We start from the raw sequence: 23,298 nt of genomic DNA, 5'->3' as shown, positions 1-23,298 counted from the left end.
GCGACGCTCGGCACCGCGTGGCCGGACGGGGAGGAAACAGGGCATGCTGTGCCCTTCCGCGCAAGCGCGCACAAGGAGGCCGGCATGCCGGAAGAGAGCTCCCCGCCCCGTACCGAGACCGACACCGGCCATCCGACGGCGGGACGCCGCGTGCCGTACCGGGAGATGACCGCCGAGCCCTACGCGCGCGACTTCACCCGGGAGGCACAGGCACTGCCCGTGGACGACGAGACGACGGTCCTCAGCGGGAGCTGCCCCCGCTGCGGCTGCTCCTTCACCTATACGTACCGGCCCCGGGCGTTCCGGGGTCCCCGGCGGGGCCCGCGGGTGCGGGAGGTCCCGGTGATGTGCACCTGCACCACCGAGCACGAGGAGCGTCCGGTCGGTGAAGAGGGCTGCGGGGCCTACTGGAACGTGAGGCTGGAGGAGCTGTGACGACCGCCGGTCCCCGGCTCACCCCCGGCCGTCCCGCCATCGCCGCGGACCGCGCGGCGGCCCGCCGGATGCGGCAGGCGCTGACCGAGGAACTGCCGAAGGTCCGGGAGGCCGCACTGGCCTGGCGCAACGGCCTCGCCGGGCTCTTCGTCGGCCTGCTCGGCTTCGGCCTGGTCAAGGGCCGCACGGATGTCGGCAAGCTCGCCTCCCCCTACGACGCGCTGGTGGGCGGCGTGCTCCTGCTGTCCCTGGTGTGCGGCGCCGTGGGCGCGCTGTATCTGCTGCGCGCCGCGCACGGCATGCCGGTGGCGGCGCCGCTGGCCCCGGAGCCGGGCCTGGGCGCGGCGGCCCGGTACGCCGGGGACCACGTGGAGGCGGGCCGCGCCCTGCGGGCGCTGCGCAGGGGCGTGGTCCTCACCATGGCGTGCGGCGCGCTGCTGGTGGCGGGCGTCGCCTTCACCTGGTACGGGCCGGGGAAGGAGAAACCCCAGCTCCTGGTGAAGACCCCGGCGGGCACGGAGTGCGGCGAGCCCCGGCGCACCGAGCGCGGCGTGGTGGTGCTGAAGACGGACACGGGCGAGACGAGGGTGTCCCTCGCCGACGCCACGGCGGTCATGCCGGTGGAGACCTGCCCGGGAACCGCGCAGGACGGCTGACTGCTTGCCGGTGGCCGCTCAGGAGGGAGCCGGGAGGGTTCTGGTCGAGTTCTCCCGGACGGCCGTCTCTCCCGGACTGCCGTCCGCCCTGCGGAAAACCGCAGGGTGCGGGGTGTGGGGGACCGTATCTGTTCGGCGGCAACCCTCATACCGGCGCTGACCTGCGGTTTCTAGGGTGACTGTGGAGCGTGGCACCCGTCCGCGACGACCCGCCCCGCAGCCTGGAGACTTCGAATGGACCTCATGCCCCTGGCTCTGCCCCAGGAACCCGCCGACGGTGTCGCGGGGTGGGCAGCCGACCTGGTGGACACCATGGGCGGCCCCGGCGCGGGCCTCGCCATCGCCCTGGAGAACCTCTTCCCACCGCTGCCCAGCGAGGTGATCCTGCCGCTGACCGGCTTCGCGGCCGGGCAGGGCGTCATCAGCCTGTTCTCGGCGCTGTTCTGGACCACGCTCGGCTCGGTGGTCGGCGCCGTCGCCCTCTACTGGATCGGCATGCTGTTCGGCCGGGAGCGCATGCACGCGATCTGGGCCAGGTTGCCGCTGGTCAGGTCGTCCGACCTGGAGCGGACGGAGGAGTGGTTCGCCAAGCACGGCGCCAAGGCCGTCCTCCTCGGCCGCATGGTGCCGATCTTCCGCAGTCTCATCTCCGTGCCGGCCGGCCTGGAACGCATGCCGGTGCCGGTCTTCCTGCTGCTCACCACCCTGGGCAGCCTGATCTGGAACTCCGTGCTCGTCCTGTCCGGTTACTGGCTGGGCGACCAGTGGGAGCTCGTCGGGGCCTACGTCGGAGTGGCCGGCAAGGCCGTCCTCGTCCTGGTCGCCGGGGCCCTGGTCCTCTGCCTCGTGCACCTCGTGGCCCGCCTGCGCCCCCGCAGCCCCGCCCAGCACCGCCGTACCTCGTGACCGGCCCCGTTCTCGCCCCGGTCGAGCGATCTTGCCCCGGCTGTGCCGCGCGACTAGCCTCGGCGACCGTGCAGGGGGAATCGGCGGACAGCACCACCCGGCCCGTCCCGACGGCGCCCGGACCCGCGCAACCGGCGGGCGGGCCCCCGTCGACGCCGTCTCCGGCGTGGCCGCTGCGGGTGGCCGGGGTCCTCCTCGGCTGCCTGACCGCTTTACCGGGACTGCTGTATTTCGCCGTCGTCGGCACCCTCCTCGGTCCGCTTCTGCTGTGGCCGTACACCCGGCGCCGCGCCGTCGCCGTCCTGACCTCCGGGGCCCGTCGGCTGACGGCGCTCGAACGCCGGCGCCGCTCGGTCTTCTTCGGGGACCGCTTCCCCGACCGCCCCGTTCCCGGCCCGCGGATCCTGCGCTACCTCGCCACCCGCACCTACGCCGGTCTGGTCACCGGCGTCGTGGTGGGCCTGCTCGCCTTCGGCGTCGTCCTGGCGGGGCTGCTTCTCGTCAGTCTCGCGCGCGGCACGCTCGGCTGGCGGGACCTGCTCACCCAGGGCCTGCTCGGCGGGGTGCTGCTCTTCCTGAACGTGCAGGGCCTGGTGTCGCTGGAGGCGTTCGACGCGCGTCTGGCCCGCCGGTGCTTCGGCCCGTCGGAACGCGAGCTGCTGCGGCAGCGCATCGACGAACTGGCCACCAGCCGGGCGGCGGTGCTGCGGGCGGTGGACACCGAACGACGGCGCATCGAGCGCGACCTGCACGACGGGGTGCAGCAGCGCCTGGTGGCGCTGGCCATGCTGCTCGGGCGCGCCCGTCGGGGCCGCACGCCCGAGCAGGCGGGGAGCCTGCTGGAGCAGGCCCACAAGGAGGCGCAGGACGTCCTGACCGAGCTGCGGGAAGTGGCCTGGCGGGTGTATCCGACGGCGCTGGACCATCTGGGGCTGGGGGAGGCGCTCGCCGGGGTCTCCGAGCGGTGCGGCATCCCCGTCCGGACGGACCTCGCTCTTCCCGGGTCGTTGCCCTCCTCCGTCGAGACCGCCGCCTACTTCGTCGTGTCGGAGGCCGTGACGAACGCCGCCAAGCACTCGGCCGCGTCGGAGATCCTGGTGAGCGTACGGCGCCGCGGGACCGTCCTCGTCGTCCGCGTCGAGGACGACGGCGTCGGCGGCGCGGATCCCTCGGGCAGCGGGCTGACCGGGCTGCACGGCCGGGTCGGCGCGCTGGACGGCCTGCTGCACGTGCACAGCCCCTCCGGAGGACCCACCACGATCACCGCGGAGCTGCCGTGCGCGTAATGCTGGCCGAGGACTCGACCCTGCTGCGGGAGGGACTGGTCCGGCTGCTCGTCGAGGAGGGACACCAGGTCCTGGCCGCGGTGGGCGACGCCGTCGCCCTGCTGCGGGAGGTCGCGGCCCGGCCGCCGGACCTGGTCGTCGTGGACATCCGGATGCCCCCCACCCACACGGACGAGGGGCTGCGGGCCGCACTCGAGATCCGCGAGCGGTGGCCCGGGGTCGGCGTGCTGGTGCTGTCCCAGCACCTGGAGCGCGCCTACGCGGCGCGGCTGCTGACCGCGAACGCGGAACGGGTCGGTTACCTGCTCAAGGACCGGGTCGCCCAGGTGGAGGAGTTCCTCGACGCGCTGGAGCGGATCCGGGCGGGCGGCGCCGCCCTCGACCCGGAGGTCGTACGGCAGTTGGTGATCCGTACGACGCACGGCGATCCGCTGGCCCGGCTGACCCCCCGCGAGCGCGGCGTCCTGGAGACGCTGGCCCAGGGGCACACCAACGCGGCCATCGCAAAGAAGCTGCACATCTCCACGAGCACGGTCGAGAAGAACCTCCACACGATCTTCGACAAGCTCGACCTCGCGCACACCACGGGCTACAACCGCAGGGTCCTGGCCGTACTGCGCTACCTGGAGTCGTGACGGCAGCCGCGCCTGCCGCGGTGAGCGACCGCGGCGGACCGGCGGGACGCGACACCCCGACCACCGCGAGCACCGCCGCGTACCGGGACCGGCCGCGGGGAACCGTCGTGGGGCCGGGCACACTCCGTGTGGTGGTGGGGCCTTCGCGGAGGACGGCCCGGCGGCCCCGGGCAGAGCGGCCCGCCTGGCCGTCGGGGCGGGGTCCGGAAGTTTTCCGGCGTGACACATTGCCGATCGCTCACCGGGGCAGCCGGTGACATGGTGGCAGCAGAAGCAGCGGCGTCGGCAGCGGAAGCAGCGGCGGCGGACGTCGTTCACGGAAGGGGCACCACATGATCGTCTTCGGTACCAAGGGGTATCTGTACCAGCTCGCGATGCTGACCCTGGTGTGCACCCGGTGCGGGAATCCCTCCGCGCACGCGCTCAGGAAGCGGGTCACGAAGTTCACCCTGTTCTTCGTGCCGCTGTTCCCGGTCTCGACGAAGTACTCGACCCAGTGCACCTTCTGCGGCGCGGAGTCGAAGCTCTCCCAGGAGCAGGCCGAGCAGTTGCGGGCGCAGGACGCGGGCGGTCCCGGCGGGCAGCCTCACGGGCAGCCGCCCCATCAGCACCAGCAGCCGTACCGGCCGTGAGGGAGCCGGGGGGGGCGCCGGAAGCGTCAGAGGTACGGGACCCCCGCCGGGGCGGCCCGGTCGAGGAGGCGCCGGGCCGCCGTGCTCACAGCGACGTGGCCGTGCGGAGGATCCAGAACAGGGTCACGGCCGCGTTGGCCGAGGACATCGCCGACATCGCCGTACCGGCGGCCGCTCCCCAGGCGGCCAGGCCCACCGAGGTGAACACCGTCGGCCAGGGCCCCGTCGCCGGAGCCGGGGCGAGCAGCGCGGCCACCCGACGGGGAACCGGCCCCGGCGCCGCGAACGGCGCTCCGGACGCCGCGAACGCCGGCGGGGGCGGGCCGGACCGGGAGGCGAGCGCCGCCTTGCCGATGGCGGTGGCGACGGTGCGGCGGTCACCGACCGTACGGGCCGCCTCCTCGTCCGCCCAGCGTTCCGCCGCGTACGCCACCGCCGTGCGCAGCGGGCGCAGGAACGGGTTGGCGTGTGCGGCCAGCCGGACGGCCAGCAGGTAGCGGTGATGGCGCGCGGTCAGGTGGGCGCGCTCGTGGGCGAACAGGGCACGGCGTTCGCCGGAGTCCAGGCGGCCGAGGAGAGCGGTGGTGACCACGACCCGGTCCCGGCTCGGTCCGCCGCCCGGGAGCGCGTACGCGTACGGGGTGTCGTCGGGCAGGACCGCCACCTCCGTGTCCGGCAGGCCGGCCAGGGCGCGGTGGGCGCGTCGGCGGGCGCGGACGTGCCGCCGCAGCGTGCGCGCGCAGACCAGCAGGACCGCGCACAGGGCCGGGATGGCCGCCTTGCCCACGACCTCGTCGTAGGGGACCGCCGCCCGCACCTCCGGGTCCGACCAGCCGTCGGGCAGCGGGTTGCCGGGCAGGGTGGCGGTGCCGACCACCATCACCAGGCACAGGCACACCGTGCTGCACACCGCCATCACCGCCGCGACCCAGGTCAGCATCCGGGTCGCGGTGCGCGGGTGCAGGTGCTGTTCGGCGAGCCGGGCGATCGGCCATGCCGTCAGCGGCAGAACGAGCGGAAGGAAGACGAACACCCCCATGAGGTTTCAGTCTTCCCCGTCGCCCCGGGGCTGACCCAGCAGTACCCGCAGCAGCCGTTCGTCGTCCGGGCCGAGACCGGTGACGAAGCTGGCCAGGACCGCCTCCCGGTCGCTCTCGGCGTCCAGCACCCTGCGCATCCGGTGCGCCGCGAGACCGGCGTGGTCGGCGGCGGGCGTCCAGGCGAAGGAGCGGCCCGCGCGTTCCCGGGTGACCGCGCCCTTGGCCAGCAGCCTGGTCAGGATTGTGATGACCGTCGTGTAGGCGAGGTCCTGGCCCAGCCGCTCCTGCACCCAGCCGGCCGTCGCCGGGCCGTCCGCCTCCCGGAGCGCCGACAGCACGAGTGCCTCCAACTCGCCCTGCCCCCGCCGCCGGTGGCGCTGACCTCGCCCCTGATCGCCCTCGACCACGGCCCGTCTCCCTTCCGCCGCCCTCCCGTTCCCGGGCGGTCATCGTATAGACACGTGCACGCCGTCAAATTCTCTACATTGCTGTAGATTCTATGGGCGGCATCCGGTAACGGCTCACGAGAAGGACGGACCCCCATGTTCGGGTTGAGCGAACTCGCGATCATCCTCATCGTCGTCATAGCCGTTCTCGGTGCGAAGAAGCTGCCCGAGCTGGCCCGCTCGGCCGGCAAGTCCGCCCGCATCCTCAAGGCCGAGGCCCGTGCGGCCAAGGAGGAGGAGCGGGCCGAGCAGGCGCGGGAGCAGGGCCTGCAGCCGGAGGCTCCCCGCGTCATCCGGGGCGAGACCGTCGCCCGGGACACGGCCGCCGACGGCCGCCCCTGAGAACCCTGAACCCCCTCCCCCTCAGCCGTTCCAGACCTCGTCGTACGGGTCGCGCGGGGCCGGGACCGGCTTGGCGGCCGTGACCTCGAAGTAGGGGACGGGACCGCCGTTGACCGGGTCCTTCGTCCGGCGCGGGGTGTAGGTGCCGCTGACCTCCAGCCAGGCGTCCGGCCGCAGGACCGGGGGGACCTCGCCGGTCAGGGCGATCTTGACCGGCTGGGCGTCCGCGGCGCAGCAGCTGAGGGACATCCGGACCAGCTGGGGAGCACCGTCCCGGTCCAGGGCGACGAAACCGGTGATCCGGATGGTGCGGTCGCCGAGGTGGCGGCCGTCGTCGTGGACCGCGCGTGCCGCGTACTCGCCGACCCCGAGCCGGAGCGTGTCCCCGGCGGGGAGGTCCGGGAACCCGAACGGTTTCTGCAGCGCCGTGCCCGTGTGGGTGGCGCTGTACGAGCCGAGGGCCGGCGGCGCCACCAGGATCAGGGCGAGGACGGGGAGGGCCAGGAGCCAGGCGACACGGGACTCCCGATGGCCGTGACCATGACCGTGACCGTCTTCCTGCTCCCGCTTCTGCTCCCGATCCCGCTCCTGGCCCTGCTCGTGCCTTCGGTGGGTGCCGCGCCACTCGTACCAGACCGTCGCCGCCGCCGTCACCACGAGTACCGCGCCGGACAGCAGGAGCAGCGGGCGCAGGCCCGCCTTCACGTAGCGCAGATGGAGGTCGGTCAGGCCCGCGTGCAGCACGGTCGCGCCCAGGAGGAAGAGGAGAGCCGCCTGGGCCTGGTGGTTCAGGTTCGGACTCGGCTTCGGATTCGGGTTCGGTTTCGGGTTCGGTTTCACAGCAGGACCGCTCCGGTCAGGGCCGAGACCGCCACCGCCAGGACGAGGGTCGCGGGGGCGAAGCGCAGGGCGAAGCCGCGGCCGAACGTGCCCGCCTGCATGGCGAAGAGCTTGAGGTCGATCACGGGACCCACCACGAGGAAGGTGAGCCGGGCCGTGAGCGAGAACTGCGTCAGGGAGGCGGCCACGAACGCGTCCGCCTCCGAGCAGAGCGACAGGAGGACGGCCAGCGCCGCCAGCACCAGCACCGACAGCACGGGGTGGTCGGCCGCCAGGCGCAGCCAGTCGGCCGGGACCACCGCCTTCAGCGTCGCCGCGGCCATCGCGCCGACCACCAGGAAGCCACCGGCGTGCATCACGTCGTGCCGGACCGAACCCCAGAACGCGGCGCCCCGGCCCTGCCCCTCGTAGGACGAACGGGCCGGCGGGCGCAGCCAGTCCGCGCGGCCGTGGCGCTGCCACAGCCAGCCCATCGCACACGCCACCAGCAGGCTCGCCACGAAACGGGCGAGGACCATCATGGGGTCGTTCGGAAAGGCGACCGCCGTCGCCGTCAGCACGATCGGGTTGATCGCGGGGGCGGACAGCAGGAACGCCAGCGCCGCCGCCGGCGCCACTCCCCTGCGCACCAGCGCCCCCGCCACCGGTACGGACGCGCACTCGCAGCCGGGGAGCACCGCGCCCGCCGCGCCCGCGACCGGGACAGCCAGGGCGGGGCGCTTAGGCAGGGCGCGGGCGAAGAAGGAGGGCGGGACGAACACGGCGATCGCCGCGGAGAGCAGGACACCGAGCACCAGGAAGGGCAGGGCCTGGATCAGCACCGCGACGAACACCGTCATCCAGCTCTGCATCACGGGCGCGGCCAGGGCGCGGCGGACGGAGTCCTGGAACATCACGGCGAGCAGCAGGAACAGGACGAGCAGGAGAGGGGAGTTGACGTGGCGGGTCTCCCCCGACGGCCCGGACTCCCCGGCGGCGGGCGACTTGGTGACGGCCACGGGCCGGGTACCTCCCACATCGCGCACGAGGGCGGAGCGGGGCCGCTCCCACCCCGCCCCGCCTTCTTGCTCCTTGGTACGAAGCGAAGTGCGGCCCCGTTCAACGCCGTTCGTCGAGTGTTTCTGGAACTGCCTGCGTGTATACGGCAGTCTTTCCTCTCGTGGTGATCCTTCCGAATCAGACCCCGCCGGACGAGCCCCCCGCACACATGGTGGTGTGCGGGGACGACGGACTCGCGCACCGGCTCGCCGCCGAACTGCGCGGCGTCTACGGCGAACAGGTCACCCTCGTCGTGCCGCCCTCCGGACTCCGGGTCCGGGAGCCCGTGGTCGGGCGGGCCCGCGCGGCTTCCGCCGCCCTGCTCGACCGGTTCGTGAACGCCACCGTCAACCGCGTCAACGGCAACGGCGGTCCCGAGGGCGCGTCCGACCAGCGACTGGTGGAGGCCGCCGAGCCGACCGACGCCGTGCTCGCCGAGGTGGGCGTGGCGCGGGCCGCCGCACTGGCCCTGGTGTACGACGACGACGAGACCAACATCCGCGCCGCCCTCACCGCCCGCCGGATCAACCCCCGGCTGCGCCTCGTGCTGCGCCTCTACAACCGCCGCCTGGGCCGACACATAGAGGAACTGCTGGACCAGGCAGCCGAGTTGGCCGGCGGCGACCCGCACGGGCACGGGTACCCCGGCGTCGACACCTCCACCACCGTGCTGTCCGACGCCGACACGGCCGCGCCCGCCCTGGCCGCCACCGCGCTCGTCGGCACCAGCAAGATCGTCGACACCGACGGGCTGATGCTGCGCGCGGTGGAACGGCGCCCGCCGGGCCCCGGCGAGGTGGCCGATCCCGGGCTGTGCACCCTGGCACTGCTCTCCGCGACGAGCAACGACCCGGGCGGTTCCGAGGGTTCGGAGGACAGCGGCGACCAGGGGCCGCAGATGCTGCCCGACGCGGACGCCGTCGCGGCGGCGACCGGACGCGGCACGGTGGTGCTGGAGCAGGTGTCGTACTCCGGACCGCCGTTGCCGGTGGTGCGGGCCCACGTGCCGCCCCTCGCCTCCCTGTTCTCGCGGCGGCTGCGGTGGTCGCTGGCGGGGCTGGCGGCGGCCGTGGTGGCGCTGACGGTGACCCTGACCCTGGTCACGAAGGACAATCCGCTGCACGCCACCTACGTCACCCTGCTGGACCTCTTCTCGATCAACGATCCCGCGCACAACGCGTCCAGGAGCGAGCAGATCCTGCAACTGCTGTCGGGGATAGTCGGGTTGCTGATGCTGCCGGTGATGGTGGCGGCGGTGCTGGAGGCGCTGGGGACGTTCCGTACCGCCTCGACGCTGCGGAAGCCGCCGCGCGGGCTGAGCGGGCACCTGGTGCTGCTGGGGCTCGGCAAGATCGGCACCCGGGTGCTGACGCGGCTGCACGAGCTGCACATCCCCGTGGTGTGCGTCGAGGCCGACCCGGAGGCACGGGGCATGGCCACGGCGCGGCGGCTGGGCGTGCCGGTGGTGCTCGGGGACGTCACGCAGGAGGGCGTGCTGGAGGCCGCGAAGATCCAGCGCGCCGACGCGCTGCTCGCGCTGACCAGCGCCGACACCACGAATCTGGAGGCCGTGCTGTACGCGCGGTCCCTGCGGTCCGACCTGCGGGTCGTCCTGCGGCTGTACGACGACGATTTCGCGACGGCCGTGTACCGCACCCTGCGGGCCGCGCACCCCGACGCGCTGACCCGGAGCCGCAGCGTCTCCCACCTGGCCGCGCCCGCGTTCGCGGGGGCGATGATGGGCCGGCAGATCCTGGGGGCGATCCCGGTCGAGCGGCGGGTGCTGGTGTTCGCGGCGCTGACCGTGGGCGGGCATCCGCAGTTGGAGGGCAGGACGGTCGGTGAGGCGTTCCGGGCCGGGGCGTGGCGGGTGCTGGCCCTGGACACGGCGGCCACGGCGGCACGCCCGCCGGGCGCCGGCGGGAACGGGCCCGGAAGCCCCGGCGCCCCCGCAAGTCCCGGCGCCTTCGGGCCGCCCGGGCACAGGGGCAGGGGCGCGAACGGCGGCGCCGGTCCGGCGGGGGCGGAACCGTCGGGGCTGATCTGGGACCTGCCCGACACGTACGTCCTGCGCAGCGAGGACCGGGTGGTGCTGGGCGCCACCCGGCGGGGGCTGGCGGAACTCCTCCGGCGCAGGGGGAGGGAGCGGTCCGGGGCGTGACGCGCCCAGGGGCGGCCGGCCCGCCCGGCCCTCCCCCGTCCGCTCCCTGCCCGCTCAGCCCTGCTTCCCCAGGTACCGTTCCGCGAAGTCCAGCTCCAGGCGCACCTGCTTGATCCGCTCGTCGACCACCAGGGAGCCGTGGCCCGCGTCGTAGCGGTAGACCTCGTGGGGGGCGTCGCGGGACTGGAGGCGGTGGACGTAGTTCTCGATCTGGCGGATCGGGCAGCGCGGGTCGTTCACCCCGGCCGAGATGTAGACCGGCGCCTTCACCCGGTCGACGTAGGTGATCGGGGAGGACGCCTCGAACCGCTCCGGTACCTCCTCGGGGGTGCCGCCGAGGAGCGTGCGGTCCATGGCCTTCAGCGCCTCCATCTCGTCGTGGTACGCCGTGACGTAGTCGGCGACCGGGACCACCGCGATGCCGAGGGTCCACGCGTCGGGCTGGGTGCCCAGGCCCAGGAGGGTGAGGTAGCCGCCCCAGGAGCCGCCGGTGAGGACGAGGCGCTCCGGGTCCGCGAGGCCCGAGGTGATCGCCCACTCGCGGACCGCGGCGATGTCCTCCAGCTCGATCAGACCGACCCGGTGCTTCAGCGCGTCGGTCCAGGCGCGGCCGTAGCCCGTGGAACCGCGGTAGTTGACGCGGACCACCGCGTAGCCGTGGTCGACCCAGGCGGCCGGGCCCGCGGCGAAGGAGTCGCTGTCGTGCCAGGTGGGGCCGCCGTGGATGTCGAAGACCGTGGGCAGCGGGCCGCTCACGCCCGCGGGCTTCTGGACCAGGGCGTGGATCCGGCCGCCGGGGCCCTCCACCCACACGTCCTCCACCGGCACCGAACCGGGCGACTTCATGCCCGGCGGGTCCAGGACGACCCCGCCGGCCGTGGAGCGGACCGCCGACGGCTCCGCCGACGACGACCACAGGTACTCCACGCTGCCGTCCGGGCGGGCCGTCGCGCCCGAGACCGTGCCGCGCGGGGTGTCGATCTCCAGCAGCTCGGGGCCCGCCAGGTCGTAGCGGAACAGTTCGCTGCGGGCCTCGAAGCTGTGCGCGATCAGCAGGCCCGTGCCGTCCGGGAACCACTCGGCGCTCACGTCACCCGGCAGCTCCAGGGCCAGGTCCGTCTCCTCGCCCGTCGCCACGTCCCACACCAAGGGCTCCCAGCGACCGCGCCGCTGGTGCCCGATGAGCAGACGCGTGTCACCGTCGAGCGGGGCGAAGCCCAGCACCTCCAGGCCCAGCTCCTCGGTGCCGCCCCTGGTGTCGTCCAGCTCGGCGACCGGCATGCCGTCGGGGCGCAGCACCCGCAGCGCGGAGTGCATCGCGTCGCCGTGCTCCGTGTGCTCGACGGCGATGAGCGAACCGTCGTGGGAGAGGTCGCCGACGCCCGCCGACTCGCGGTGCCGGTAGATCTCCACCGGCGCCTCGCCGGTGCGCACCAGGTGGATCGTCGTCCCGTCCTCGTCCGTGGAACGGCCCACGACCGCCGTGCGCCCGTCCCGGGCGAGGGCGAGACCGGCCGGGTACGAGGGGTTCAGGCCCTCGGCGGCGAGTTCGTCGGGGCCGCCCGCGAACCGCTGCCGGCGCCAGACGCCGAACTCGTCGCCGTCCTTGTCGTCGAACCACCAGATCCACTCGCCGTCCGGCGAGAGCACGCCGTCCGTGGTGCCGTTGGGCCGGTCCGTCACCTGGCGCTGCTCGCCCGTCGACCGGTCCCAGGCGTACAGCTCGTACGTCCCCGTCGCGTTCGACACGAACAGGGAACGGTCGGGGGCGTCCTCCGCCCAGTCGGGCAGGGAGACCCGGGGCGCCCGGAAGCGCTTCTCCCAGTCGGGCATCCGTTCGCCCTGTCGTACTCGCTCGGTCGGGTCCGTCCGCCGCGCCGCTGCGCCGGACTCGTTGCTCTCAGTCATGGCCCCATACTGCCTGCCCCGGAGGGTGTCGCGCCGCCGAGGTCCCCAGCCTGTGGACAACTCGTACCGGATATCCCGCCGGGGCCGACGCCACCGTCGCCACCGGCGCCCCCGTCACACCACGGGTCTCCCCGGCCCCTCCCCCGTCCCGGCGACTACGGGACCGCGGCAACCACGGGACCGCGGGGGCCGTGGGGCCGCCCCGCGAACCGGTCTTTCCCTCCGGCCCCGTACCGTAAGGGTGTGTACCGGTTTCTGCTGACGCCCCGCTGGTGGGGGATCAACGTCTTCGTGCTGCTCGCCATCCCCTTCTGCATCTTCATGGGTTCCTGGCAGCTGAGCCGCTTCGAGGACCGTGTCGACAGCCACCGCGGCGCCGAGGAACAGGCCGCCGCCTCCCAGCAGGAGAAGGCCCGGCCGCTGGACACCCTGCTGCCGGTGACCAAGGCGACCTCCGGCAAGCAGGCCACCACGAGCGGCCGCTACGAGGAACAGCTCCTCGTGCCCGACCGGAACCTCGACGGCGAACCCGGCCACTACGTCCTGACCCTGCTGCACACCGACAACGGCAAGGTGCTGCCCGTCGTCCGCGGCTGGCTGCCCGGCGAACCCGACCCGGCCGGGGCGCCCGCGCCGCCGGACGGCGAGGTCACCGTCACCGGGGCGCTCCAGGCGTCCGAGACCCCCGGCAGCCACGGCGTCAGCACCCGCAGCGGCCTGCCGGAGGGGCAGACCGCCGCGATCAGCGCGGCGTCGCTGGTGAACCTGGTGCCGCACGACGTCTACGAGGCGTGGATCACCCTCAACGAGGGCGACTCGGGGATGCGGGCGGTGCCCGCGGTGGCGGCCGGCGGTACCGGGCTGGACCTCAAGGCGTTCCAGAACCTCGGCTACACCGCCGAGTGGTTCGCCTTCGTGGGCTTCGTCGTCTTCATGTGGTTCCGCCTGCTGCGTCGCGAGGTGGAACTCGCCCGGGACGTGGAACTGGGCCTGGCCCCGGAGGGGCCGCAGGAGCGCGAGCCGGCCCCGGAAGCGGAAGGCGACGGGAAGCGGTCCAGCCCGTCAGGGGTGTGACCGGACCGGGACGCCCGTCCCGGTCCGTCGACGTCGGCTCGCCCGCTCGTCAGCTCGTCAGCTCGTCAGCTCGTCAGCAGTCCCGTCCAGTAGACGGTGCCCGCGCAGGCGTTGGCCACCGTGACGGTCGCCGTGCCCCCCGTCGGCGCGGTGTACGTCACGGTCACGCTTCCCTCGACCGGGCCGTCCGCCCTGAGGAGCTGGGCCGCCGTTCCGGTGCTGCCACCCGTGGACGTGCCGCTGTTGGTCGCGGGCTCCTCCTGCGAGGGGCTCGGGTCGGGTGGTGTGGGCTCCTCGGTGCCGCCGCCCGTCTCGCCGCCGGTCCCGCCGTCCGTGGGACAGGTCTCGGAAGGCACCCAGGCGAACTTCACGTCGTACGTCTCGCCCGGCTTGAGCACCAGCGGCGCCGACTCCAGGGACGGGTCGGGCAGGCCGGCCGCCGCGTCCCCCGCCACGTGCCGGACCGAGCCCACCTTGGCGGGGTCGGCCGCGCCCAGCGAAGTCACGCTCACGGTTCCGGGCCCGCCGACGGTACAGCTCACCGCGGACACGTTGCCGACCCGGAAGGAGCCGTAGACCGCGCCGGTCGAGTCGGGGGCGACGCTGCTCGCGGAGGCCGGTCCGAGCTGCGCGGCCGTACAGGCGGCCACCCCGGTCTCCGCGCTCGAGGAAGGGCCGGCCTCCTCCGGCTCACCCGTGCTCGAGCCGGGACCCGCGTCCTTCTCCTTGCCCTTCTCGCCCTTGCCGTTCTTGTCGGCCCCCTCGATCCGGTCCGAGGCGCCGCCCGCGGTGGTCTCGCCGCCGCCGGTCTTCTTGTCCTCGCCGGTGCTGCCCTCCGTCTCCGAGGCGTGGCCGATGGCGAACGGGTTGGCGTCCGAACCGGTGACGTTCGAGACGTGCACCAGGGCCGGGACGGCGGTGCCGAGGAAGAGGGCGGCGGCCGCCGCGCCGACGAAGATCTGCCGCTTGCGTGCCCGGCGGGCGGGGACCGCGCGCTGCAGGTACTCCAGCGTGCCCTCGCGCGGCTCCATCTCGCCCACCGAGCGGTGCAGCAGACTCCGCACGTCCAGCTCGTCCAGCTCAGCCGACTCGTTCGGCTCGGCCGACTCGGTGAGCTCGGCCGACTCGGTGAGCTCGGCCGACTCGGTGAGCTCGGCCGACTTGGCGACCTCGACCGGCCGGTCCGGCCCGTCCGAGTCCGTCAGCCGGTCCGAGTCGGCCGGCTCGACGGAGTCGAGCCGCTCCGTGCCCTGGTCGGGCTCCTGGTCGTCCAGGCCGTCGTTCACAGTTCCGTTCCCAGCGTGCGATTGCTTCGTCTGCTGCCCGGTCGGGGACACCAGCCCACGCAGTACGCGCAGGCCGTCACCGTCGGACGGATCCGGGCCGTCGGCCCCGGACACCCGTTCGTCGGGCTCACGTTCCTCGGCCTCGGCCGCGCTCTCCTCGACCGCCCGCTCCTCGACCACCCGCTCCTCGGCCGCGCGCTTCTCGGGCCCGTCCTCCTCCGGCCCGCGCTCCTCGCCGCGCACGTCCCTGTCGCCGCTCATACCGACGCTCCCATGGACACCCGCAGCGCCGCGATCCCGCGCGAGCCGTACGCCTTCACCGAGCCCAGCGAGATGCCGAGCGTCTCCGCCACCTGAGCCTCGGTCATGTCCGCGAAGTACCGCAGCACCAGCACCTCGCGCTGACGGCGCTGCAGCCCTTTCATCGCCTTGATGAGGGAGTCGCGTTCCAGCTGGTCATAGGCGCCCTCCTCCGCACTCGCCATGTCGGGCATGGGTTTGGAGAGCAGCTTCAGACCGAGGATGCGCCGGCGCAGCGCGGAACGGGAGAGGTTGACGACCGTCTGACGCAGATACGCCAGGGTCTTCTCCGGGTCCCGGACGCGTTTACGGGCGGAGTGGACGCGGATGAACGCCTCCTGGACGACGTCCTCGCAGGAGGCGGTGTCGTCGAGGAGCAGCGCCGCGAGACCCAGCAGCGAGCGGTAGTGCGCGCGGTAGGTCTCGGTGAGATGGTCGACGGTCGTGCCGGCCGCCACACTGTCGTCGGCACCGCCGTCACGCTGACTCGGGATGCGGGCGGGCCGCGCTGTCGGCATCGGCGCGATCACCGGCATGCCACCGGACGCACCGGCCTTGCGGGGTCGGAGAGCCTGGCGGGGCGGGCGTAGAGCCGTGCCACGCGGCGTTGCGAAGTCGAGTACCTCAGCCACGCCAGTTGGACACACTTCCCCCCAGGAGGGTTGTACGTGTCGCGTGTCACGTTCGCCGCGTCCGGCGCCGGCCGGCCGCCGTCCGTACCGGGCAGCACCCTCGACAGCACACCGAATGCCCTCATGTGTCCGCTCTTCCCCTATGCCTCATATGAACGGACGTCCCCACGTCCGGCTCCGGACGTCCCCACGTCCGGCTCCGGACGTCCCCACGCCCGGAAAGACCACCGCGTCCCCACGCGCCCAACAACAGGGGTGCCCGCAAAGACGCTTCTCGCCCCACGCTCGGTTGCGTGGGGCGGGAAAGTAAATCTTCGACCGCCGGACGGAAAGGATCAAGAGGTCTGAACCGTCCCGGCCGGATCGCACGGCACACGAAGATCCTACAAAGCCGACCTCGTGACCAAGGATTATTTACGCCCCGGCCACCACCAGTTCGGCGTTCTGCACGCTGTTGAGCGCGGCGCCCTTGCGCAAGTTGTCACCGCAGACGAAGAGTTCGAGCGCCGTCGGGTCGTCCAGCGCCCGCCGTACCCGCCCCACCCACGTCGGGTCGGTGCCGACGACGTCGGCGGGGGTGGGGAACTCGCCCGCGGCAGGGTTGTCGTACAGCACGACGCCGGGTGCCGTGGCGAGGATCTCGCGGGCCGCGTTGACGGTGACCTCGTCCTCGAAGCGGGCGTGCACGGTGAGCGAGTGCGTGGTGATCACCGGCACCCGTACGCAGGTCACGGCGACCGGGAGCCGCGCCAGGCCGAGGATCTTGCGGGACTCGTCGCGGACCTTCATCTCCTCCGAGGACCAGCCGTCCTCGCGCAGCGTGCCGGCCCACGGCACGACGTTCAGCGCGACCGGCTCCGCGAAGGGGCCCGTGTTGTCCCCCACCGCCCGCCGCACGTCACCGGGGCCGGTGCCCAGCTCCGTGCCCGCGACCAGGGACAGCTGCTCCCGCAGGGTGCGCACGCCCTCCTGCCCGGCGCCGCTGACCGCCTGGTACGAGGAGACGACCAGCTCGCGCAGCCCGAACTCGGCGTGCAGCGCGCCCACCGCGACGATCATCGACAGGGTGGTGCAGTTCGGGTTGGCGACGATCCCGCGCGGGCGCATCCGCGCGGCGTGCGAGTTGACCTCGGGGACGACGAGCGGCACCTGAGGGTCCATCCGGAAGGCGCCGGAGTTGTCGACCACCACCGCACCCCGTGCGACGGCGACGGGCGCCCACCGCTCGGCGACCTCGTCGGGGACGTCGAACAGCGCGACGTCGATCCCGTCGAAGGCCTCCTCCGTGAGCGCCACGACCTCGACCAGCTCACCGCGCACGGCCAGCTTGCGGCCGGCCGAGCGCGGGGAGGCGATCAGTCGGATCTCGCCCCAGACGTCCGCCCGCTGGGACAGGATCTGGAGCATCACCGTGCCGACGGCCCCGGTCGCTCCCACGACCGCGAGTGCCGGCCGTCCGGACCGCCCCATCAGCGGCCGGTGCCCCCGTAGACGACGGCCTCGTCGCTGTCGGAGTCCAGCCCGAAGGCGGTGTGCACGGCGCGGACGGCGCCGTCCACGTCGTCCTTGCGGGTGACGACCGAGATGCGGATCTCGGAGGTCGAGATCAGCTCGATGTTCACACCCGCGTCGGACAGGGCGGTGAAGAAGTCCGCGGTGACCCCGGGGTTGGTCTTCATACCGGCGCCGACCAGCGAGATCTTGCCGATCTGGTCGTCGTAGCGCAGGGACTCGAAGCCGATGGCGTCCTTGTTCTTCTCCAGGGCCTCGATGGCCTTGGGTCCCTCGGTCTCCGGCAGCGTGAACGAGATGTCCGTCAGGCCCGTGGAGGCCGCCGACACGTTCTGCACGACCATGTCGATGTTGATCTCGGCGTCGGCGATCGTACGGAAGATCGAGGCCGCCTCGCCCGGCTTGTCGGGCACACCGACGACCGTGACCTTGGCCTCGGAGGTGTCGTGCGCGACACCGGAGATGAGCGCCTGCTCCACCTTCTTGTCCCCTCGCTGAATCGGCTCACTGCTGACCCACGTGCCCGGCAGTCCGCTGAAGGACGAGCGGACGTGGATCGGGATGTTGTACCGGCGGGCGTACTCCACGCAGCGGTGGAGCAGCACCTTCGACCCGGAGGCCGCCAGTTCGAGCATGTCGCCGGTGGAGATCCAGTCGATCTTCCGGGCCTTCGGCACCACGCGCGGGTCGGCGGTGAACACGCCGTCGACGTCGGTGTAGATCTCGCACACCTCGGCGTCGAGGGCGGCCGCCAGGGCCACCGCGGTGGTGTCGGAGCCGCCGCGGCCGAGCGTGGTGATGTTCTTGCCCTGCTGGCTCACGCCCTGGAAACCGGCGACGATGGCGATGTTGCCCTCGTCCACCGAGGCACGGATCCGGCCGGGTGTGACGTCGATGATGCGGGCTTTGTTGTGGACCGAGTCGGTGATGACACCTGCCTGGCTGCCGGTGAAGCTCTGGGCGTTGTGGCCCAGGTTCTTGATCGCCATGGCCAGCAGGGCCATGGAGATCCGCTCTCCCGCGGTCAGCAGCATGTCGAGCTCGCGCCCGGCAGGCATCGGGGAAACCTGCTCGGCGAGATCGATCAACTCGTCCGTCGTGTCGCCCATCGCGGAAACCACGACGACCACCTGGTGGCCGTTCTGCTTGGCTTCCACGACCCTCTTGGCGACGCGCTTGATGCCTTCGGCATCTGCTACGGAGGAGCCTCCGTACTTCTGCACGACAAGGCCCACGTGCGCTCCTCGCTCATTCCGTCGTTGTCCCACGTTTTGCGCACATGTGTGCACACCGTGGTCGGCTCATTCTATCGGGCACCCGAAAAACGCCTCGGCGATACCGCATCGTGAGACTCCCGGGCACCCCGTGCAGGAGGGCTCATGCCCATCCCGGAGCCCCCCACTCGGAAAAGCGACCCGCGTCACACCCGCACGGCCGCTCGAGGCGAACACCCTCCCGGCCCGCACCACGGGAACGCCGGTGCCGTCAGGTGACCGGGCGCATGCCCAGGGGGGTGCCGATCTCCTCCGCCATGACCTTGCCCGCCTCGAATTCGAGGGTGTCGTCGCCCATGCCCTGGTCGGTGTCGAGGCCGTCGAGGGCGGGCAGGGGCTGGTCGAGACGGACGTGGGCGACGACGGACTGGAGTGCGCGCAGGGTCGCCGACGCGGTGGGGCCCCAGTTGGAGAAGTAGGAGAACTGCCACCACCACAGCGCCTCCGTGGTGCGGCCGGCCCGGTAGTGGACCATGCCGTGGCGGAGATCGGTGATGACGTCGGTGAGGTCGTCGGAGATCCGGGCAGGGACGGGCGCCGTGCGGGGCTCGTAGGGGTCGAAGACCTCGGAGTAGACGTCGATCGGCTCCAGCAGCCGGGCGAGGTTCTCGCGGAGTTCGTCCACGTCGGCCTCCGGGCCCCCGTCGGGCTCGTACCGTTCCTCGGGGACGATGTCCTCGTGAGCGCCCAGCCGGCCGCCGGCCAGCATGAGCTGGGAGACCTCCAGCAGGAGGAAGGGAACCGTCGAGTCGGGCTCGTCGCCCTTGGCGACCTCCGTGACGGCGACCAGGAAACTCTCGATCTGATCCGCGATCTGGACCGAGAAGTCGTCCGGGTCCCGGCCGATCGCGTGCAGCGTGGCGTCAGACATCTAGGAGTCGTCTCCCCTCGAAGGCCCGCCCGAGAGTGACCTCGTCCGCGTACTCCAGGTCGCCGCCCACCGGGAGGCCGCTGGCCAGACGGGTGACCTTCAGGCCCATGGGCTTGATCATGCGGGCGAGGTACGTGGCCGTGGCCTCGCCCTCCAGATTCGGGTCCGTGGCCAGGATCAGCTCGGTCACCGTGCCGTCGGCCAGTCGGGCCAGCAGTTCCCGGATGCGCAGATCGTCGGGGCCCACCCCGTCGATCGGGCTGATCGCGCCGCCCAGGACGTGGTAGCGGCCCCGGAACTCGCGGGTGCGCTCGATGGCCACGACGTCCTTGGGCTCCTCCACGACACAGATGACCGCGCGGTCGCGGCGGGTGTCACGGCAGATGGCGCAGAACTCCTCCTGCGCCACGTTGCCGCAGGTCGCGCAGAAGCGGACCTTCGCCTTCACTTCCATCAGGGCGTGGGCGAGACGCCGTACGTCCGTCGGCTCCGCCTGGAGGATGTGGAAGGCGATCCGCTGGGCGCTCTTCGGACCGACGCCGGGCAGCCGCCCGAGTTCGTCGATGAGATCCTGCACCACGCCTTCGTACAACGGACTGCCGTCCTTCCTGGGTTTTCTTCAGTACGTACCGTAGAGGCCCGCGCCCCGTCTTAGAAGGGCAGACCGGGAATGCCGCCGCCGCCCAGGCCCTGGGCCAGCGGGCCGAGCTTCTGCTGCTGGAGGCTCTGGGCGTTCTCGTTGGCCGCCTGGACGGCCGCGACGATCAGGTCCGCGAGGGTCTCGGTGTCCTCCGGATCCACCGCCTTCGGGTCGATCTTCAGCGCCCGGAGCTCGCCGCCGCCGGTGACGGTCGCCGTCACCAGGCCGCCGCCCGCCTTGCCGTCGACCTCCATGCGCGCGAGTTCCTCCTGCGCCCTGGCCAGGTCCTGCTGCATCTTCTGGGCCTGCTGGAGCAACTGCTGCATGTTGGGCTGGCCACCACCGGGGATCACGATTCAGCTCCTTGGTCGGTCCGTCCGTACGGGATTTTTCCGTTCGGCACGAGCCTACGTGGTCCGGGCGGCCCTCGCCCCGGCACTCTTTCGAGTGAGTCCCGGTCGGGTCCCCTACCTGATCACGGCCCTCTTTCGGGCGGAAGAGCCGCCGAACCACCGGCGCGCCCCACCCGTCGGGCGGTAGGAAGGGCCGGGCACGTCCGCGCCGACCGTCACGCAGATGTCACGCAGACGTCGAGCAGACGTCGAGCAGGGGTCGGGTCAGGAGGGAGTACGGGGTGGGTCAGCCGGAGATGCAGCCCGAGGGCCGTTCGCAGGACGGCCCCGGCGAGGGGGCGGCCGGGCTGCGGCCGGGCGATCTGACCGGGCGGGTGTTTCCACTCGGGGACTGGGGCGAGCCCGCGCTCCGGCTGGACGAACTGTACCGGTGGGTGGAGCGGGGGGCGCTGGACACCGCCGCCTGGTACCTCGCGAACCGGGTGTGGAAGCGGCGCTGCGCGCGGGCCCTGCGCTCCGCGACCGCGGCGGGGGCGGTCACCGGTGCGGCGCTGCTGCTGCTGGATCTGACCCGGGTGGCCGTCGGGGCCACTCCCTGGGGGTACCTGGCGCTGCTGCTGGCGGTGGCGTGCGCGGGCGCCGACCGGTTCTTCGGGGTGACGTCCGGCTGGATGCGGGACGTGGCGACCGCGCAGGCGGTGCAGCGGCGGCTCCAGGCGTTCCAGTTCGACTGGGCCTCGGAGTGCGTCCGCGAGGTGCTGGGACCGGCCGAGGGCACCGCGAGCGAGGCGGCCGAGCGGTGCCTGTCGGTGCTGCGGCGGTTCTCGGAGGACGTGAGCGAGCTGGTGCGGGGCGAGACGGAGGACTGGATGACGGACTTCCGCGGCGGGATCATGCCGCTGGGTGTCCGGAAGGCCGCGGCGGGCACGGGCCGCCCCGACACGGCCGCGCCGCACGGCCGCTTCCCCGCCTCCCCGGGCCCGGCCCGCCCGAACATGCCCCGGCAGCGCCCTCCGGAGCCCAGGTAGGCCGAGGTGGGCCGAAGCGGGGGACGAGCCGGGCGCCTCAGTCCCGGGTGTAGACGAGCTGCTCGCCGCTGCCGGTGTTCACGCGCTGGAGGGAACCGTCGGGGCGGAGGGTGATCTCGGTGGCGGCCCCCGGGGTGCAGGCGCTGCGCGGCCGGCCGGCCGTCACGGTGGACGGGCCGATCCGCAGCCGGCCGCCGGAACCCGGGTCGTCGGAGAGGCTGCCCTCGAAGACGCAGCGGTAGGCGCCGTTGCCGGTGGGTCCCTCGGCGACGAGGGACATGACCGTGTCCCCCACCTCGCCCTGCCGGATGGTCAGCTTGCGGGTGTGCACACCGCTCGCGTTGTCGATGGTCGTGGACCAGCCGCCCAGGTAGCCGGCCGGGACCACCCCGTCCGTCGAGGCGGGGACGCCCGACTCACCCGATCCGTCCGGTCCGGTCGGAGCCTTGCCGTCGGCGGTCGGATCGGTGTCCTGGGACGTGCCGCCGGTCGCCGCGGTCGTGGGGTCGCCGCCGGCCCTGTTGCCCCCGTCTTTGCTGCTCATCAGCGCGTACACCGTGCCGCCTGCGGCAATCGCGACGACCAGCGCGATGACGACGAGCAGCGCGGTGGAACGGTCGCCCCGCGGTGTCCGCGCCGGGCCGTAGGGGGGCGGGGTGGGGCCGAAGGGCGGCGGACCGTGGGGCGGGGTGGGGCCGGCGGCCCCGTGGGCGTTGTACGGGTGGCCGTAGCCGGGGGACCGGGGGTGCGGTTGGGCGTGCGGCTGGGGCCGGCCGTATGCGGCGGGGGCCTGCCCGGGCGCCGGGTCGCCCCGGGTGGGGGCCGGGGGCGGTGCGGTGCTCTGTCCGACGACCAGGGTGGGCAGGTGGTTCACCGGCGTGCCGTCACCGGGGGCGCCCGGCGCGGGCGGGGCGGAGGCGTCGGGGGTGGGGGCGTGTTCGGGGGTGGCGGCGGGCGCGGGGCCGTCCGGCGCGGTGAGTGCGGGCGGTGCGGGTGGCGCGGGCTGCCCGGCGGTCCCTGCCGGGGGCGTCGGGGGCGCTTCCGGGGCCGCTTCCGGCGCCTCCGCGTCCAGCAGCCGTACGGCGTGCCGGCCGAGTTGGGCGACCAGGGCGCTCGGCAGCCAGGGCTCGCGGGAGCGGCCGTCGACGACGGTGTCCTCGGCGCCGGTGCGCTCCAGGATCCGGTCGAGCGTGGGCCGCTGGGCGGGGTCCTTCCTCAGGCAGTCCCGCACCAGGTCGGCGAGGCCCTCGGGGACCCGGCCGAGGTCGGGTTCCTCCTGGGCGATGCGGAACATCAGGGCGTGCACCCCACTGTTGGCGGTGCCGAAGGGAAGCTCCCCGGAGGCCGCGTAGGCGAGCACCGAGCCGAGGCAGAAGACGTCGCAGGCGGAGGTGATGCGGTCGCCGCGCACCTGTTCCGGCGCCATGAACCCGGGCGAGCCGACGAGCGCGCCGGTGCGGGTGAGTCCGCCGTCGGTCACGGTCTCCATCGCCCGCGCGATCCCGAAGTCGATGACGCGCGGCCCGTCGATGGTGACGAGCACGTTGGACGGCTTGAGGTCGCGGTGCACGATGCCGGCGGCGTGGATGTCCTTCAGCGCGTGCGCGAGACCGGCGGCGAGAATGCGCACCGAGCGCTCGGGCAGCGCGCCGTGGTCCTGCCCGACCACCTGCTGGAGGCTCGGCCCGGCGACGTACCCGGTGGCGACCCACGGCACCGGGGCCTCGGTGTCCGCGTCCAGCACCGGCGCGGTCCAGGCGCCGCCGACCTGCCGTGCTGCCTGCACCTCCTGGCGGAACCGGGCCCGGAACTCCTCCTGCTGGGCGAGTTCCTCACGGACCAGCTTGACGGCGACGGTGCGTCCCCGGTCGGAACGGGCCAGGTGGACGGACCCCATTCCGCCGGCCCCGAGCCGCGCGAGCAGCCGGTACGCGCCGATCCTCTCCGGGTACCGGTCGCCCGGCGCCCCCGTCGCGCCGCCCCCCGGCCCGTGCATCTCCATC

At 73.2% G+C, this 23,298-nt stretch carries 23 protein-coding genes; 10 read left to right on the top strand and 13 right to left on the bottom strand.

Going from position 1 to position 23,298, the window contains the following annotated elements; genetic code table 11:
* The first annotated feature begins 84 nt into the window (after positions 1-84).
* From ACWEQO_RS18060 to ACWEQO_RS18035, 6 genes are all read left to right on the top strand, one after another.
* A complete protein-coding gene (locus ACWEQO_RS18060; protein WP_452984143.1) occupies positions 85-435 on the top strand; it encodes a hypothetical protein in 351 nt (116 codons plus the stop codon).
* Positions 432-1,091 (top strand): hypothetical protein, encoded by a 660-nt coding sequence (locus ACWEQO_RS18055; protein ID WP_452984141.1) that lies wholly within the window; start codon positions 432-434, stop codon positions 1,089-1,091. The genes ACWEQO_RS18060 and ACWEQO_RS18055 overlap by 4 nt, the downstream gene beginning before the upstream one ends.
* Before the next feature lie 234 nt (positions 1,092-1,325).
* Entirely contained in the window at positions 1,326-1,997 is a 672-nt protein-coding gene (locus ACWEQO_RS18050) for a DedA family protein (RefSeq protein WP_452984139.1), read from the top strand.
* 68 nt (positions 1,998-2,065) lie between these two features.
* Entirely contained in the window at positions 2,066-3,283 is a 1,218-nt protein-coding gene (locus tag ACWEQO_RS18045; RefSeq protein WP_452984137.1) for a sensor histidine kinase, read from the top strand.
* On the top strand, positions 3,283-3,918 hold the full coding sequence (locus ACWEQO_RS18040; protein WP_452984213.1) for a response regulator: 636 nt from the start codon (positions 3,283-3,285) through the stop codon (positions 3,916-3,918). The genes ACWEQO_RS18045 and ACWEQO_RS18040 overlap by 1 nt, the downstream gene beginning before the upstream one ends.
* Before the next feature lie 332 nt (positions 3,919-4,250).
* On the top strand, positions 4,251-4,550 hold the full coding sequence (locus ACWEQO_RS18035) for a zinc-ribbon domain-containing protein (protein WP_361454828.1): 300 nt from the start codon (positions 4,251-4,253) through the stop codon (positions 4,548-4,550).
* Between the two features lie 85 nt (positions 4,551-4,635).
* On the opposite strand, the gene ACWEQO_RS18030 is transcribed toward ACWEQO_RS18035, so the two are convergent.
* Both ACWEQO_RS18030 and ACWEQO_RS18025 read right to left on the bottom strand, forming a co-directional pair.
* Positions 4,636-5,589 (bottom strand): M56 family metallopeptidase, encoded by a 954-nt coding sequence (locus tag ACWEQO_RS18030; protein ID WP_452984135.1) that lies wholly within the window; start codon positions 5,587-5,589, stop codon positions 4,636-4,638.
* 6 nt (positions 5,590-5,595) lie between these two features.
* Entirely contained in the window at positions 5,596-5,997 is a 402-nt protein-coding gene (locus ACWEQO_RS18025; RefSeq protein WP_361454823.1) for a BlaI/MecI/CopY family transcriptional regulator, read from the bottom strand.
* A gap of 135 nt (positions 5,998-6,132) precedes the next feature.
* On the opposite strand from ACWEQO_RS18025, the gene ACWEQO_RS18020 reads away from it, so the two are divergent.
* A complete protein-coding gene (locus tag ACWEQO_RS18020) occupies positions 6,133-6,378 on the top strand; it encodes a twin-arginine translocase TatA/TatE family subunit (protein WP_452984133.1) in 246 nt (81 codons plus the stop codon).
* Between the two features lie 21 nt (positions 6,379-6,399).
* Here the strand turns inward: ACWEQO_RS18020 and ACWEQO_RS18015 are convergent, their stop codons facing one another.
* Together ACWEQO_RS18015 and ACWEQO_RS18010 are read right to left on the bottom strand one after the other, a co-directional pair.
* On the bottom strand, positions 6,400-7,170 hold the full coding sequence (locus ACWEQO_RS18015) for a TIGR03943 family putative permease subunit (RefSeq protein WP_452984211.1): 771 nt from the start codon (positions 7,168-7,170) through the stop codon (positions 6,400-6,402).
* A 44-nt stretch (positions 7,171-7,214) separates the two neighbouring features.
* Positions 7,215-8,216: a permease gene (locus ACWEQO_RS18010; RefSeq protein ID WP_452984131.1), complete on the bottom strand. Its 1,002-nt coding sequence runs from the start codon at positions 8,214-8,216 to the stop codon at positions 7,215-7,217.
* A 209-nt stretch (positions 8,217-8,425) separates the two neighbouring features.
* Between ACWEQO_RS18010 and ACWEQO_RS18005 the strand changes: the two genes are divergently transcribed.
* Complete coding sequence (locus tag ACWEQO_RS18005) at positions 8,426-10,417, top strand: potassium channel family protein (RefSeq protein ID WP_452984209.1); 1,992 nt, start codon at positions 8,426-8,428, stop codon at positions 10,415-10,417.
* 54 nt (positions 10,418-10,471) lie between these two features.
* Here ACWEQO_RS18005 and ACWEQO_RS18000 read toward each other — a convergent pair whose 3' ends face one another.
* On the bottom strand, positions 10,472-12,325 hold the full coding sequence (locus ACWEQO_RS18000; RefSeq protein WP_452984129.1) for a prolyl oligopeptidase family serine peptidase: 1,854 nt from the start codon (positions 12,323-12,325) through the stop codon (positions 10,472-10,474).
* A 243-nt stretch (positions 12,326-12,568) separates the two neighbouring features.
* On the opposite strand from ACWEQO_RS18000, the gene ACWEQO_RS17995 reads away from it, so the two are divergent.
* The gene (locus tag ACWEQO_RS17995; protein ID WP_361454811.1) at positions 12,569-13,399 is read left to right on the top strand and encodes an SURF1 family protein; all 831 of its coding nucleotides are present in this window, start codon (positions 12,569-12,571) and stop codon (positions 13,397-13,399) included.
* Between the two features lie 65 nt (positions 13,400-13,464).
* On the opposite strand, the gene ACWEQO_RS17990 is transcribed toward ACWEQO_RS17995, so the two are convergent.
* The 7 genes from ACWEQO_RS17990 to ACWEQO_RS17960 form a co-directional block, all read right to left on the bottom strand.
* Positions 13,465-14,946, bottom strand: coding sequence for a hypothetical protein (locus tag ACWEQO_RS17990; protein WP_452984127.1), 1,482 nt, complete (start codon positions 14,944-14,946; stop codon positions 13,465-13,467).
* Positions 14,943-15,617 carry a SigE family RNA polymerase sigma factor gene (locus tag ACWEQO_RS17985; protein ID WP_452984125.1) on the bottom strand — a complete coding sequence of 225 codons (675 nt, stop codon included), beginning with the start codon at positions 15,615-15,617 and terminating at the stop codon, positions 14,943-14,945. Before ACWEQO_RS17985 ends, ACWEQO_RS17990 begins: the two co-directional genes overlap by 4 nt.
* A gap of 414 nt (positions 15,618-16,031) precedes the next feature.
* Positions 16,032-17,087, bottom strand: a complete 1,056-nt coding sequence (locus ACWEQO_RS17980) for an aspartate-semialdehyde dehydrogenase (RefSeq protein ID WP_452984123.1) — start codon at positions 17,085-17,087, stop codon at positions 16,032-16,034.
* Positions 17,087-18,364 (bottom strand): aspartate kinase, encoded by a 1,278-nt coding sequence (locus tag ACWEQO_RS17975; protein ID WP_361454799.1) that lies wholly within the window; start codon positions 18,362-18,364, stop codon positions 17,087-17,089. The genes ACWEQO_RS17980 and ACWEQO_RS17975 overlap by 1 nt, the downstream gene beginning before the upstream one ends.
* 250 nt (positions 18,365-18,614) lie before the next feature.
* Positions 18,615-19,274: a DUF5063 domain-containing protein gene (locus ACWEQO_RS17970; protein WP_361454796.1), complete on the bottom strand. Its 660-nt coding sequence runs from the start codon at positions 19,272-19,274 to the stop codon at positions 18,615-18,617.
* Positions 19,267-19,866 carry a recombination mediator RecR gene (recR, locus tag ACWEQO_RS17965; RefSeq protein ID WP_361454793.1) on the bottom strand — a complete coding sequence of 200 codons (600 nt, stop codon included), beginning with the start codon at positions 19,864-19,866 and terminating at the stop codon, positions 19,267-19,269. Before recR ends, ACWEQO_RS17970 begins: the two co-directional genes overlap by 8 nt.
* Positions 19,867-19,925: 59 nt before the next feature.
* Positions 19,926-20,267: a YbaB/EbfC family nucleoid-associated protein gene (locus ACWEQO_RS17960; protein ID WP_361454790.1), complete on the bottom strand. Its 342-nt coding sequence runs from the start codon at positions 20,265-20,267 to the stop codon at positions 19,926-19,928.
* 281 nt (positions 20,268-20,548) lie between these two features.
* Between ACWEQO_RS17960 and ACWEQO_RS17955 the strand changes: the two genes are divergently transcribed.
* Positions 20,549-21,295 carry an SLATT domain-containing protein gene (locus ACWEQO_RS17955; RefSeq protein WP_452984120.1) on the top strand — a complete coding sequence of 249 codons (747 nt, stop codon included), beginning with the start codon at positions 20,549-20,551 and terminating at the stop codon, positions 21,293-21,295.
* Positions 21,296-21,332: 37 nt separating this feature from the next.
* On the opposite strand, the gene ACWEQO_RS17950 is transcribed toward ACWEQO_RS17955, so the two are convergent.
* Entirely contained in the window at positions 21,333-23,297 is a 1,965-nt protein-coding gene (locus tag ACWEQO_RS17950) for a serine/threonine-protein kinase (RefSeq protein WP_452984118.1), read from the bottom strand.
* Between the last annotated feature and the right edge of the window lies 1 nt (position 23,298).

The organism is Streptomyces sp. NPDC004051 (genome assembly GCF_053604275.1).
The sequence above is the reverse complement of the archived record's forward strand: the minus strand, read 5'-3'. Positions and strand labels throughout refer to the sequence as shown.

Bases quoted from the DNA above. Each gene is read 5' to 3' on its own strand.
- ACWEQO_RS18060 (WP_452984143.1), top strand. From the start codon at position 85: ATGCCGGAAGAGAGCTCCCCGCCCCGTACCGAGACCGACACCGGCCAT.
- ACWEQO_RS18050 (WP_452984139.1), top strand. From the start codon at position 1,326: ATGGACCTCATGCCCCTGGCTCTGCCCCAGGAACCCGCCGACGGTGTC.
- ACWEQO_RS18040 (WP_452984213.1), top strand. From the start codon at position 3,283: ATGCTGGCCGAGGACTCGACCCTGCTGCGGGAGGGACTGGTCCGGCTG.
- ACWEQO_RS18035 (WP_361454828.1), top strand. From the start codon at position 4,251: ATGATCGTCTTCGGTACCAAGGGGTATCTGTACCAGCTCGCGATGCTG.
- ACWEQO_RS18030 (WP_452984135.1), bottom strand. From the start codon at position 5,589: ATGGGGGTGTTCGTCTTCCTTCCGCTCGTTCTGCCGCTGACGGCATGG.
- ACWEQO_RS18020 (WP_452984133.1), top strand. From the start codon at position 6,133: ATGTTCGGGTTGAGCGAACTCGCGATCATCCTCATCGTCGTCATAGCC.
- ACWEQO_RS18005 (WP_452984209.1), top strand. From the start codon at position 8,426: ATGGTGGTGTGCGGGGACGACGGACTCGCGCACCGGCTCGCCGCCGAA.
- ACWEQO_RS18000 (WP_452984129.1), bottom strand. From the start codon at position 12,325: ATGACTGAGAGCAACGAGTCCGGCGCAGCGGCGCGGCGGACGGACCCG.
- ACWEQO_RS17990 (WP_452984127.1), bottom strand. From the start codon at position 14,946: ATGAGCGGCGACAGGGACGTGCGCGGCGAGGAGCGCGGGCCGGAGGAG.
- ACWEQO_RS17980 (WP_452984123.1), bottom strand. From the start codon at position 17,087: ATGGGGCGGTCCGGACGGCCGGCACTCGCGGTCGTGGGAGCGACCGGG.
- ACWEQO_RS17970 (WP_361454796.1), bottom strand. From the start codon at position 19,274: ATGTCTGACGCCACGCTGCACGCGATCGGCCGGGACCCGGACGACTTC.
- ACWEQO_RS17950 (WP_452984118.1), bottom strand. From the start codon at position 23,297: ATGGAGATGCACGGGCCGGGGGGCGGCGCGACGGGGGCGCCGGGCGAC.